The sequence below is a fragment of the Marilutibacter aestuarii genome, from assembly GCF_006546775.1.
GTDB lineage: Bacteria > Pseudomonadota > Gammaproteobacteria > Xanthomonadales > Xanthomonadaceae > Marilutibacter > Marilutibacter aestuarii.
Genome location: NZ_VICE01000073.1, coordinates 11,497 through 23,845 on the forward strand (window position 1 = coordinate 11,497; position 12,349 = coordinate 23,845).

Below are 12,349 nucleotides of genomic sequence, written 5' to 3' on the forward strand. Positions count from 1 at the left end.
AGAAGGTGCTCACGCCGCCGCCCCAACGACCATGCCGCGCCGGTCCGGGCGGCCCATGACCAGGTGGGCAACGCCGGTGGCGCGCTCCAGGAAGCCGCCCTCGCAATACGCCAGGTAGAAGGTCCACATGCGGATGAAGCGCTCGTCGAAGCCCTGCGCCCGGACTTCGGGCAGCCGGGCCAGGAAGCGCTGGCGCCACGCACGCAGGGTCAGCGCGTAGGAGGGGCCGAAGTCCTCCATGCGCAGCAGTTGCAGGTCGGTGTTGCGTGCCTTGGCATCGAGCATGGCGCTGATCGACGGGATGAAGCTGCCGGGGAATACGAAGCGCTTGATGAAGTCCACCGAGTCGCGGGCCTGCGCATAGCGGTGGTCCTCGATGGTGATGGCCTGCAGCACGGCCCGTCCGCCCGGCGCCAGCAGGCGCCCGAGGGTGGCGAAGTAGGTGTCCAGGTAGTCCGCGCCGACGGCCTCGATCATCTCGATCGAGACCAGCTTGTCGTAGCTGCCCTGGAGGTCGCGGTAATCGTCCAGCAACAGGGTGACGCGGTCCTGTAGTCCCGCCGCGGCCACGCGCTCGCTGGCCAGCGCATGCTGCTCGCGGGAGATCGTCGTCGTGGTGACGTGGCACCCGTGGTGGCGCGCGGCGTGCAGGGCGAAGCCGCCCCAGCCCGTGCCGATCTCCACCACCCGGTCGCCGGGCCGGAGCTCGAGGTGGGCGCAGATCGCCTCCAGCTTGCGCCGCGACGCAGCCTCGAGCGGCTCGTCCCCGGATTCGAACAGGGCCGACGAGTACATCAGGTCGGGGGAGAGGAACAGGCCGAAGAATTCGTTGCCGAGGTCGTAGTGGGCGGTGATGTTGCGCCGGCTGCCCTCGCGCGTGTTGCGCTGCAGTGCGTGCCAGGCGCGCAGCATCCAGCCGCCCAGGCGGGCCAGCCCGCCCTCCATGCCGTCGAGCAGGTCGCGATTGCGCACCAGCAGGCGAACCAGCGCGACCAGGTCGCTGCATTCCCAGTGCCCCTCGATGTAGGCCTCGCCGGCCCCCACGCTGCCGCGCGCGGCGACCGCCCGGTAGAACGCCGGATCGTTGATCCGGACCGTGGCTTCCAGGCCATCGGGCGCGGCACCGCCGAAGCGCGAGGTGCCCAGGCCATCGACGAGCGTCAGGCCGCCATGGTCCAGTGTCGCGAACATCGCGAGGAGGCGTTCGCGCAGGAAGCGGTCCAGCGTCGAATAGCGGGCGGGGTCGTCGATCCGGGTTACGGCTTCGGTCATCGGGTCTCTCCGGCGTGGCGCGGATGGTCGTGTACGGGCGTGCGCTTGAGCCACAGGCGCAGGGCCTGCCAGTGGATCGCGCCGACGACCTGAGCGGTCATCAGCGGGTAGCGCCAGAGCAGGCGGGCCAGCGCGCGGCCGTCGAGCGGACGGCGCTTGAGCGACAGCGTCGCGTCGAATTCGCGGTCCTCGCCCTCGCGCGCCTGCATGTGCACGCCGAGGACCTCGCCCGGCACGGTGAAGCGCCAGCGATAACGGCGCGCCATCGCCATGAAGGGCGATACATGGAAGCGCTTGTCGAAGTCCCATTCCAGGACGTTGCCGCGTCGCTGCGCATCGCCGACGTCGAGGACATAGGCATGGCGTTCCTGCCAGGGCGTGTTGGTGATCTCCGCCAGGACCGCGTCCAGCGACACGCCGTCGGCCCGGTAGCAGTAGTAGAAGCTGACCGGGTTGAATACGTGGCCGAAGTAGCGCGGATGGGTCAACAGGCGGACCGGGCCGGTCGGCGCGTGGCCGATGGCCGCGCACACGCGGCTGCGCACGCTCTCGGCCAGCGGCATGCCGTCGTCGCCGCCGAGGTAGTCGCGGCGCCGGAACTCGGCGACGTTGCGCCGGTCCACCGACCACAGCCAGTGCCGGTCGAACACGCGGTCGACCTCGTCCAGGTCCAGCCACAGCTGGCCCAGGCCATGCGAGAAGGCATGCAGGGTGGGGCGGTGTCGCCGGTGGTGGACCCGCCCTTCGTAGACCGCGCTGGCCAGTCCGCCGCTCATGCGGCCTCGCCCTGGCGTTCGGCCCTGCCGTCGGCCTGGCCGGGCGCGACGCCGAAGGCCGAGGCCACCTCGTGCGCGCTGCGCATGCCGTCCTCGTGGAAGCCCCAGCCCCAGTAGGCGCCGGCGAACCAGGTATGGCGGCGGCCCTGGATCTCGCCGCGGCGGGCCCGCGCCGCGACCGCGGCATGGTCGTGCAGCGGATGGCGGTACTTCATCCGCCTGAGCACCTTGGCCTCGTCGATCGCGGCGTTCCGGTTGAGGGTCACCAGGAACGGGTGCCGCGACTCGATGCCCTGCAGCAGGTTCATGTGGTAGGTGACCGTGCACGGGGCGCCTTCGCGGGCCGGCACGTGTGCGTTCCAGGCGGCCCAGGCCCTGGGGTCGGCGGGCAGCAGGCGGGTGTCGCCATGCAGGACGGCATCGTTGGCCTGGTAGCGGATCGCGCCCAGGATCTCGCGTTCGTCGGCGCTGGCGTCACGCAGCAGGCGGAGTGCATCGTCGCTGTGGCAGGCCAGCACGACCTGGTCGAAGCGCTCGCGCCCCCCGGCATGGCGGATCTCGACGCCGGCGCGGTCGCGGCGCACGGACTCCACCGGGCAGGCGAGGCGTTCGTCGACCTGCCAGCGCGCCTGCATGGCGCGGATGTAGGTCGAGGATCCGCCTTCCACCACGCGCCATTGCGGTCGACCCGACACCTGCAGCATCTGGTGGTTCTGCAGGAAGCGCACCAGGAAGCGCATCGGGAACTCGAGGATCTTCCTCGGCGGGGACGACCACAGTGCAGAGGCCATCGGCACCAGGTGCTCGTCGCGGAAAGCGGTACCGTAGCGATGGCGCACCAGGTACTCGCCCAGCGTCGGGTCGTCGCCGGGCGACTGCAGCAGCGCCGGCGCCTCGCGGTTGAAGCGCAGGATGTCGGCGACCATGCGCAGGAAGCGCGGCGAGGCCAGGTTGCGGCGCTGGCAGAACAGGCCATCGAGCGTGCTGGCGTTGTATTCGATGCCGCTGGCCTCGCTGTGCACCGAGAAGCTCATCGTGGTGGGCCGCGACGCCACGTCCAGGGTGTCGAACAGGGCATCGAGCAGCGGATAGTTCGACCGGTTGAAGACGATGAAGCCGGTATCGACCGCGTGTCGTTCGCCATCGCGCTCGATCTCGTGGGTATGGGTGTGGCCGCCCAGGCGCGCCTGCGATTCGAACAGGACGACCTCGTGGCGTCGCGACAGCCACCAGGCACTGGCGAGGCCGGCGATGCCCGCGCCGACGACGGCGATGCGCTGGCTCATCGTCGTGCCCTTTCCGCGACCCAGGCCGGGACGGGCTTGAGACCGTGCACCACGCCGATCGCCGCCAATGCGCGCAGGCCGTACCAGGTCAGGTCGATCTCCCACCAGCGGAAGCCCTGGCGTGCCGAGCCGGGGAAGAAGTGGTGGTTGTTGTGCCAGCCCTCGCCGAAGGTCAGCAGCGCCAGCCAGGCGTTGTTGCGGCTGTCGTCGCGGGTGTCGAAGCGGCGGCTGCCATAGCGATGGGCGAGCGAGTTGATGGTGACGGTCGCATGGAAGAGCACGACGGTGGAGACGAAGAAGCCCCACACCAGCATCTGGGGACCGTTGGTGCCCCATTGCGGCACGACCCGTTCAAGCAGCGCGCCCAGGCCGTAGACGGCGGCGGCCAGCCCCACCGGCACGAGCAGGTCGAAGCGGTCGAGCAAGCGCAGCTCCGGGTAGCGGGCCAGGTCAGGGATGCGCGCCCAGTCGGTGTGGAAGCCCCGCGGACTCAGGAACCAGCCGACGTGGCTGTGGACGAAACCACGGATGCGCGGCGAATGCGGGTCCTGATCGGTGTCCGCGTGCCGGTGGTGGTTGCGGTGGTGGGCGGCCCACCACAGGGGGCCGCGCTGCACGCACGATGCCCCGACCAGCGCGCCCAGGAACTGGACGGCACGCGAGGCGCCGAAGGTACGGTGCGAGAAATAGCGATGGTAGAAAGCGGTGAGCGCGAACATGCGCACGGCGTACAGCGCGACCGCCACGAGGATCGCGACGACAGACACGCCGACCCAGGGCACCGCCAGGCACGCCAGGTGCATGCCGATGAAGGGCGTCGCGCGCAGCCAGTCGACGCGATCGCCATCCGGTTCGTAACCCTGCGCGTCCGCGGTGTCGAACCAGCGCAGTATCGATCGCCATCGATGCGTTCGACCGGGGCTGGCTTCGCGCGGCTCGGCGCGGGTATTCGGCATGGGGCGCTCCTGTCTTCGTCTGGACAGGAATACGCAATCCCGCGTCAAGCGGATGCATGCGAGCGGGACAACGCCTTGCGGGCGGCGCGCTCGCCGGCACGTGCGGCCTCAGCCGCCGCCGAGGGCGTGCACGATCTCCACCCGGTCGCCCTCGGCCAGCGGGTGCCCGGCATGCCGGCCGCGCGGCACGATCTCGCCATTGACCTCGACCGCCACGCGCCGTTCCGCCAGGCCCTCGCTCGCGAGCAGCATCGAGACGGTGGTGCCGGCGGGGAGGTCGCGGGCCTCGCCATTGAGTTGGATGTCCATGCCGCCATTGTCCCGCCATGCGCGGCGGCTGGGAAGTCGGCGCGCGTCCCCCATGACGCACTGCGGCTTGAGTCGCCGCCCCGGGGCGTGCTTGGATGCGCCATCCGCTAGCGTATGTCCTGCCTGCGGACAATCATGCACCGCGTGCAAGCGCGCACGACATCCCAGGAAACCAGGAACTCCGATGAAAGCACCCGTTCGTACCGTGTTGGCCGCCGCCCTGGCGATCGCCGCCGCGCCCGTCGCGGCACAGACCTATTCGCAAACCGTCTTCTTCGGCGACAGCCTGACCGACTCCGGCCACTTCCGCCCGGCGCTGGTCAGCCAGGCGGGCCCGTCGGCGGCGATCCTCGGCAAGTTCACCACCAACCCCGGCCTGGTCTGGTCCGAGTACCTGGCCGACTTCTACGGCGACGAGGCCTTCAGCGCCAACCAGGGCGGCGACAACTACGCCGTGGGCGGCGCGCGCGTGGGTACGGACACGACCGGCGCACTCGGCCCGATCCCCTCGTTGGCGACACAGGTCGGCAACTACCTGGCCAGCACGGGCGGCCGTGCCGATCCGAACGCGTTGTACACGGTCTGGGGCGGCGCCAACGACCTGTTCGCCGTGACCGGCGGCGCACCGGCCGCGCCGACCATCGGCGCCGCGGTGACGTCGCAGATCGGCATCGTCGGCGCGTTGCAGGGCGCGGGTGCGCGCTACATCCTCGTGCCGACCGTGCCGGACCTGGGCCGTACGCCGGGCTTCATCGCGCAGGGCCCGCTGGCCCAGGCGCAGGGCACCCAGTTGTCCACGGCCTACAACGACGCCCTGTTCGGCGGCCTCGCGGCATCGGGCCTGCGCGTGATTCCCCTCGACACGTTCCATCTGCTCCAGGAAATCACCGACAATCCCGCGCCCTACGGCTTCACCAACGTCACCGGGACCGCCTGCCAGCCGCAGATCACCGCGCAGTCGCTGACGTGCAACCCGGGCACCTACGTCAGCCCCGACGCGGCGGACACGTATGCCTTTGCCGACGGCGTGCATCCGTCCTCGAAAGCGCACAACATCCTCGCCGACTACGCGATCTCCGTGCTCGAGGCGCCGCGCATGGTCGCCCTGATGCCGTATACGCAGGAAATCAGTGGCCTGGCGCGCACCGAGCGCGTCGCCGCGCAGGTCGAGGGGCGTCCGGACAGCGAGGGCATGCGCGCCTGGGCCGACGTGCGCGGCGACTACCAGAAATTCGACGAGGACGCCGGGCTGATGGTCGACGCCGAGGGCATCGGCCCGGCGCTGACCGCCGGCATCGACTGGCGCAGCGGCAACCTGGTCTACGGCGGCTTCCTCGGCTACGGCAGCCAGACCATGGACTTCGGCCGCCGCTTCGGCGAGTTCAGCCACGAGGACACCAGCCTGGGTGCCTACCTGGGCTGGCGTGGCGAACGCGCCTGGGTGACGGGCCAGGTCGGGTACAACTGGTCGAATTACGACCTCGACCGCAAGGTCCAGCTCGGCGCGGTCACCCGCGAGCATTCGGCCTCGGCGGACGGCACCAGCCTGGTCGTGGCGGTGGAAGGCGGCTATGCGTTCGAGCACGGCACGCTGCGCCATGGCCCGGTGGCATCGCTGGTGTCGCAGCGCATCGACATCGACGAGCTGGCCGAGAACGATCCGACCCTGTCGACCTCGATGGCGTTCCCGGAACAGAACCATGACTCGCTGGTCGGCAGCCTGGGCTGGCAGGTCGAGATCGAGGCCAGCGAGGCCTTCCGTCCCTATGCCCGGGTCAGCTGGGAGCACGAGTTCGAGGACGAGGAGGGCGAGGCCTTCGCGCGACTGCAGTCGCTGCCGAGCGCGGCGCCGTTCGCCGTGCCCGGCCTGGAGATCGACGGCGACCACGGCTCGGTCCTGCTCGGCGCTCGCGCCGGCCTCTTCGGGCTGGAGGCGGATTTCGGCATTTCGGGCGCCTTCGCGCGCGAAGGTACCGACAACCTGTCGGCCTTCCTGAGCCTGGGCAAGGCCTTCTGATCGATCGGGACGTCGCGCCGCGTTGCCTGGAACGGGCCGCGCGGCGTAGACTCTGCGCCACGCGGGTGTAGCTCAATGGTAGAGCTGTTGCTTCCCAAGCAACTGACGAGGGTTCGATTCCCTTCACCCGCTCCAGATCTAGGCGGCGGCGATGGTCCCACGGGGCCGTGCCGCCGTTGTTCTTTCCGACGCCCGCCCCGGCCGTCGCCAGGGTCCAGGAGGCCCGATGACCCATCCGCATGCCCCCAAGCCGGTGCGCCCGCCCCGGGTCGTGCTCGGCTGGCGAGAGTCGGTCGCGCTGCCGGACCTGGGGCTGGCAGCGGTGAAGGCCAAGGTCGACACCGGCGCGCGCAGTTCCGCCCTCCACGTCGACCAGCAGTGGCGCTTCGTCGAAGCCGGCGCACCCTGGGTCGGTTTCCGGCTCTCGCCCGGCCTGGGCGGCGCGGCGCGCGATGTCGTCGCCCCGGTCCTGGACGAGCGCGAGGTGACCGATTCGGGCGGGCGCAGGACGCTGCGCGTCTTCCTGCGCACGACGCTGCGACTGGCGGGGATCGAACGCGAGATTGAAATCAACCTGTCGGATCGACGCGGCATGCTGTTCCCGATGCTGCTGGGGCGCACGGCCCTGGCCCGTGCGTTCACGGTCGATCCGGCACGCTCCTACCTGCATGGCCGCCCGCCCCAGGGCGACGCGCCGGCTTCCCCTTCCGGATGATGTGCCGATGAAATTCGCGATCCTGTCGCGCAACGCAAAACTCTATTCCACCCGGCGATTGGCGGAAGCCGCGCGCGAACAGGGGCACTCCGTGCGCGTGCTGGACCCGCTGCGCTGCTACATGCGCATCGCGTCCGACGGCTTCCAGATGCACTACAAGGGACGGGCCATGTCCGGGTACCACGTGGTGATCCCGCGCATCGGCGCGTCGGTGACCCGCTACGGCAGCGCGGTGCTCCGGCAGTTCGAGCTGATGGACACGTTCACCCCCAACGCCTCCGACGCGATCCTGCGTGCGCGCGACAAGCTGCGCAGCCACCAGATGCTCGCCGCGCAGGGGATCGGCATGCCGGCCACGGTGTTCGGCGACAACCCCGACGACACCAACGACCTGTTGTCGATGCTCGGGCCCCCGCCGCACGTGATCAAGTTGAACGAAGGCACGCAGGGTGCCGGGGTGATGCTGACCGAGAAGCTGAGCGCGTCCCGCGGCGTCATCGAGGCCCTGCGCGGCCTGTATGCGCAGTTCCTGGTCCAGGAGTTCGTCGCCGAGGCCAAGGGCGCCGACCTGCGCTGCTTCGTCGTCGGCGGGCGCGTCGTGGCGGCCATGAAGCGCCAGGCGCCGAAGGGCGACTTCCGCTCCAACCTGCATCGCGGCGGTCGCGCCCGGGTGGTGAAGGCCACCGCCGCCGAGCAGGACGTCGCGATCCGTGCGGCCCGGGTCCTGGGCCTGGGGGTGGCCGGCGTCGACCTGATCCGCTCCGCGCGTGGCCCGCTCGTGCTGGAGGTCAATGCCTCGCCGGGCCTGGAGGGGATCGAGGATGCCACCGGCATCGACATCGCCGGCGAGATCATCAAGTATTCCGCCGAGCGCCACAAACGCCGCGCCGCCAAGCGCAACCAGGTGCGCAAGGCCTAGGTCGGCACACGGCGGTTCTTTGCCGGATCGGGCGGGTTGTCCCGTCGCGATGCCACGCGTGCCTCGACCGCGCTAGCTTCATGGGCCAGGGGCCGGCATTGGGCCGGGCCAGTCCATTCCGGGAAACGAAGGAGTTCGTGATGAAGGCAGTCGTCCTTGGCTGTGCCCTCTTGCTTTGCCTGTCCGCGCCGGTCCGCGCTGCCAATGGCGTGACCGCGCTCGACGTGACGCGTTCGGCCGGGGCAGGTTTCGATGCCCAGCGCGCGGCGATCACGCGGGACCTCGCCGATGGCGAGACCTACGCCGAGCTTTCGGCGTCGGCGCGCGCCGAGGTCGTCGCCGCGCTTGATGCCATGCAAGGCCTGCTCGCGGAGTCGGGAACCATCGAGGCGATGCCCCCGGCCCAGCGCGTGGAACTGTTCAACGCCCAGGAAAAGGTCAACACCTTGCTGACCCAGGCTGCCGAGGACAGTCGCCGCGTCTGTAAGCGGGAGCGGCGCGTGGGCAGCAATTTCGTCGTCAGCACCTGCCAGACCGTGGCCGAGCGCCGGCGGCAGCAGGAGGCCGGTGCGGACGCGCTTCGCCAGGGGAGTCTGACCCCCGCAAGCGTCCTGGGCGATTGACATCTTCTGTGATCCATGTGCAAGTGACTGATTCCAAATACAATAATTCGGAATCAGGTCGAGGCGTCGGTATTTAACAAGCCCTTAATCGGCACCCGCGTAGCCTTGGCCGGACCGCAGCTCAGCCCGTTCCAGTTCGGTCAGCCTCAGGTCAGTCGATGGACATAGCGGGTTACGGTATCGGGACAGTACGAACCAATCTTGGCCCAGGCACGGTGGTCCCGTCCCTGGGCCTTTTGTTGGCCCGGGCCGCGAACGGGTGAAGGCGCCTGCACGGCGCCGTCCCGTCGCTCTGGCAGAATCGAGGCATGCGGTCGCATGGGGACCATGCTGCCTGTTCAGGAACCGCGGCTCCGGTCGGCGGTCAAACAACCATCGGGTCGGCGGTCCCCGGGCCGGCACCCACTGAAGGAAGGCGTGATGCGCATACTCGTAATCGAAGACAACCAGGACATCGCCGCGAACCTGGGCGACTTCCTCGAAGATCGCGGCCACACGGTCGATTTCGCCGCCGACGGCATCACAGGCCTGCACCTGGCCGTGGTCCACGACTTCGATGCGATCGTGCTCGACCTCAACCTGCCCGGCATGGACGGCCTGGAGGTGTGCCGCAAGCTGCGCAACGAGGCACGCAAGCAGACCCCGGTGCTGATGCTCACCGCGCGCGACAGCCTGGACAACAAGCTGGCCGGCTTCGATTCCGGCGCCGACGACTACCTGATCAAGCCGTTCGCCCTGCAGGAAGTGGAGGTTCGCCTGAACGCGCTCTCGCGTCGCGGCCGGGGCGTGCAGACGCGGGTGCTCAACGTGGGCGACCTCGAGTACAACCTCGATACCCTGGAAGTGCGGCGGCAGGGCAAGCTGCTCCAGCTCAACCCGACCGCGCTGAAGATCCTGCAGGCATTGATGGAGGCCTCGCCCGCGGTGGTCACCCGCCAGGAACTGGAAACCCGCGTCTGGGGCGAGGAACTGCCCGATTCGGACAGCCTGCGGGTCCACATCCACGGCCTGCGGGCGGTGGCGGACAAGCCCTTCGAGGTGCCCCTGATCCAGACCCGCCACGGAATCGGCTACCGCATCGCCGCGCCCGATGAGCGCGACTGACGCATCCCCGCGCCCGCGCCGGCGCCGGCGCTTCCGGCGACAACTTCGCAGCCGCATCATCCTCGCCTTCGTGCTGCTGGGCTTCGGCCTGACGGCACTTTTCGCATGGGCGACCAACTACACGCGCAACCGCGTGGAGAACCAGTTGGTCGAGGACGTGATGAACCGCAACATCGACGCCTACGCGGAAAGCTACTACACCGCGCCAGGGCAGTCGCCGAGCATCCCGTTCCAGCAGATGTACGGCAAGGTCGTGCGCCGCGAGAACTTCGATGCGCTGCGACAGGAGGAGCCGGACTGGTACGAGTTCGGCGACGGCATCCACAGTATGTCGGGGACCAACCCCGATGGCTCTCCGTTCGCCTACAAGCTGGCGGTGCGCAAGACGCCCAACGAGTGGTTCTTCCTCGCCTATGACATGACCCAGTCGGTGCGCGGCGAGACGCAGTTCAACCGGGCGATCTATGTCTCGGTCTTCGTCTTCAGCCTGCTGTCGCTGCTGGTCGGCTGGTGGTCTGCGTCGCGCGTCATGAGCCCGGTGTCGGAACTGGCCACGCGCCTGAAGGAGTCAGGCGACAGCAGCCAGCTCGAACCGCTGGCCAGCCATTTCCCGGACGACGAGGTCGGCCAGCTGGCCGAGGCCCTCGACGACTACTCCGCGCGGCTCACCGAAGTCGTGGAGCGTGACCGCGAATTCAATGCCGACGTCAGCCACGAGCTGCGTACGCCGCTCGCGGTCATCAAGGGCGCGGTGGAGCTGCTGCTTTCCCATCCCGGCATCGACGACAAGACCCGCAACCGGTTGTTGCGGATCCAGCGCGCCGAGGCGCAGTGCACCGACCTGATCAGCGCGCTGCTGCTGCTTTCGCGCAACGAGCGCGGACATGGCGCCACCAACGTCGGACGGCTTGCCGACACCCTGCTGGAATCCCATCGCGCCCAGATCGCCGGCAAGCCGCTCGAGCTGCGGATCGAAGGGCACAGCGAGCTGGTCGTCGATGCGCCGGAAGCCGCGGTCTCGGTGGCGCTCGGCAACCTGATCGGCAACGCGGTCAAGTACACCAAGAGCGGCGAGGTCATCGTCCGCCTGCTCCCCGATTCGGTCGAAGTGATCGATTCCGGGCCGGGCCTGAGCGCCGAGGATGCCGCCAAGCTGTTCGAGCGCGGCTATCGCGGCACCCATGCCGGCCATTCGCAGGGCGGCGGCATCGGCCTGTCGATCGTCCGCCGCCTGTGCGATCTCTACGGCTGGAACGTCCGCGTCACCCCGGGCGAAACCCGGGGCGTGGTGGCGACCATGTCCTTCGCGCCGGAGGCCGCGGACGCCGGCGCGGATTGACCTCCGCCGCGCCGCCGCCTTCGGCGGTGGCGCGCTCTTGGAGGGGCGGTCAGCCCTTGAGCGGTTCCAGCCAGCCGTGGGTGTCCTTCGTGCGGCCGTCGAACAGGCCGAAGAACAGGTCCTGGATTCTCTGGGTCACCGGGCCCGGGCGACCGGCGCCGACCTGGCGGCCATCGACCGAGCGGATCGGGGTGATCTCCGCCGCGGTGCCGCACATGAACAGTTCATCGCACAGGTACAGGTACTCGCGCGGGAGGTCGCGCTCCACGACCTCGATGCCGTTCTCGCGGGCGAGCGTGATGATGGTGTTGCGGGTGATGCCATTGAGCAGGGCGGCACTGACCGGCGTGGTGTGCAGGGCACCGTCGAAGACGAGGAACAGGTTCTCGCCGGCGCCCTCGCTCAGCAGGCCGGTGGATGCCAGCGCGATGCCTTCGCCGAAGCCCAGGCGGCGCGCCTCACGGGCGATCAGCTGGCCGGACAGGTAGTTGCCGCCCGCCTTGGCGCCGGCCGGGATGGTGTTGGGCGCGAAACGCTGCCAGCTCGACACGCAGGCGTCGATGCCGGTCTCGAGCGCGGCCTCGCCCAAATAGGGGCCCATGAACCAGGTGGCCACCGACATCTCGATCGGCGTGTCGGCCGACAGGCCGAAGCCGCCCAGGCCGCGCCACGCGAACGGGCGGAGGTAGGCACGGGTCAGTCCATTCCTCGCGATCACCTCGTGGCAGGCGGCGTTGAGGGTATCCAGGTCGTAGGGCAGCGCCATGTCGTAGATGCGCGCCGAGGCGTAGAGGCGGCGATTGTGGTCGGTCAGGCGGAAGATCGCCGGGCCGTCCGGCGTCTCGTAGCAGCGGATGCCCTCGAACACCGACGAGCCGTAGTGCAGGCCGTGGGCCATGACGTGCGTGGTGGCCTCCTGCCAGCGCTTGATGCTGCCGTTGTGCCATATCCAATCGGGGTACTGCTGCATCGCCGGGGTCCCTTGAAGTGGAGTAAAGGCGACCATTTTGCCCTGTCTCGCGGCGCGGCGCCC

General features: G+C 69.4%; 12 protein-coding genes and 1 tRNA gene. 7 read left to right on the top strand and 6 right to left on the bottom strand.

From position 1 onward, the window contains the following. Positions 1-9: 9 nt before the first annotated feature. The 5 genes from FKV25_RS07795 to thiS all read right to left on the bottom strand — a co-directional run bounded on the left by FKV25_RS07795 (position 10) and on the right by thiS (position 4,599). Positions 10-1,272 carry an SAM-dependent methyltransferase gene (locus tag FKV25_RS07795; RefSeq protein ID WP_141518226.1) on the bottom strand — a complete coding sequence of 421 codons (1,263 nt, stop codon included), beginning with the start codon at positions 1,270-1,272 and terminating at the stop codon, positions 10-12. Beyond that, positions 1,269-2,048, bottom strand: a complete 780-nt coding sequence (locus tag FKV25_RS07800; RefSeq protein ID WP_141518227.1) for a DUF1365 domain-containing protein — start codon at positions 2,046-2,048, stop codon at positions 1,269-1,271. Before FKV25_RS07800 ends, FKV25_RS07795 begins: the two co-directional genes overlap by 4 nt. Further along, on the bottom strand, positions 2,045-3,334 hold the full coding sequence (locus tag FKV25_RS07805; RefSeq protein ID WP_141518228.1) for an NAD(P)/FAD-dependent oxidoreductase: 1,290 nt from the start codon (positions 3,332-3,334) through the stop codon (positions 2,045-2,047). Before FKV25_RS07805 ends, FKV25_RS07800 begins: the two co-directional genes overlap by 4 nt. Continuing rightward, on the bottom strand, positions 3,331-4,290 hold the full coding sequence (locus FKV25_RS07810) for an acyl-CoA desaturase (protein ID WP_141518229.1): 960 nt from the start codon (positions 4,288-4,290) through the stop codon (positions 3,331-3,333). The genes FKV25_RS07805 and FKV25_RS07810 overlap by 4 nt, the downstream gene beginning before the upstream one ends. Positions 4,291-4,398: 108 nt before the next feature. Continuing rightward, a complete protein-coding gene (thiS, locus tag FKV25_RS07815; protein ID WP_141518230.1) occupies positions 4,399-4,599 on the bottom strand; it encodes a sulfur carrier protein ThiS in 201 nt (66 codons plus the stop codon). A 184-nt stretch (positions 4,600-4,783) separates the two neighbouring features. On the opposite strand from thiS, the gene FKV25_RS07820 reads away from it, so the two are divergent. The 7 genes from FKV25_RS07820 to FKV25_RS07850 all read left to right on the top strand — a co-directional run bounded on the left by FKV25_RS07820 (position 4,784) and on the right by FKV25_RS07850 (position 11,316). Next, positions 4,784-6,616: an autotransporter domain-containing protein gene (locus FKV25_RS07820; RefSeq protein ID WP_141518231.1), complete on the top strand. Its 1,833-nt coding sequence runs from the start codon at positions 4,784-4,786 to the stop codon at positions 6,614-6,616. A gap of 61 nt (positions 6,617-6,677) precedes the next feature. After that, positions 6,678-6,751: transfer RNA gene (locus FKV25_RS07825), tRNA-Gly, on the top strand. Between the two features lie 91 nt (positions 6,752-6,842). Next, entirely contained in the window at positions 6,843-7,331 is a 489-nt protein-coding gene (locus tag FKV25_RS07830) for an ATP-dependent zinc protease family protein (protein ID WP_141518232.1), read from the top strand. Between the two features lie 7 nt (positions 7,332-7,338). Next, entirely contained in the window at positions 7,339-8,250 is a 912-nt protein-coding gene (gene rimK / locus FKV25_RS07835) for a 30S ribosomal protein S6--L-glutamate ligase (RefSeq protein WP_141518233.1), read from the top strand. A gap of 80 nt (positions 8,251-8,330) precedes the next feature. Then, positions 8,331-8,873 (top strand): magnesium and cobalt transport protein CorA, encoded by a 543-nt coding sequence (locus tag FKV25_RS07840; protein ID WP_141518234.1) that lies wholly within the window; start codon positions 8,331-8,333, stop codon positions 8,871-8,873. A gap of 420 nt (positions 8,874-9,293) precedes the next feature. After that, on the top strand, positions 9,294-9,977 hold the full coding sequence (locus FKV25_RS07845; protein ID WP_141518235.1) for a response regulator transcription factor: 684 nt from the start codon (positions 9,294-9,296) through the stop codon (positions 9,975-9,977). Beyond that, positions 9,964-11,316, top strand: coding sequence for a sensor histidine kinase (locus FKV25_RS07850; protein WP_141518236.1), 1,353 nt, complete (start codon positions 9,964-9,966; stop codon positions 11,314-11,316). Before FKV25_RS07845 ends, FKV25_RS07850 begins: the two co-directional genes overlap by 14 nt. A 49-nt stretch (positions 11,317-11,365) precedes the next feature. On the opposite strand, the gene FKV25_RS07855 is transcribed toward FKV25_RS07850, so the two are convergent. Beyond that, entirely contained in the window at positions 11,366-12,286 is a 921-nt protein-coding gene (locus FKV25_RS07855) for a branched-chain amino acid transaminase (RefSeq protein WP_141518237.1), read from the bottom strand. Positions 12,287-12,349: the final 63 nt, after the last annotated feature.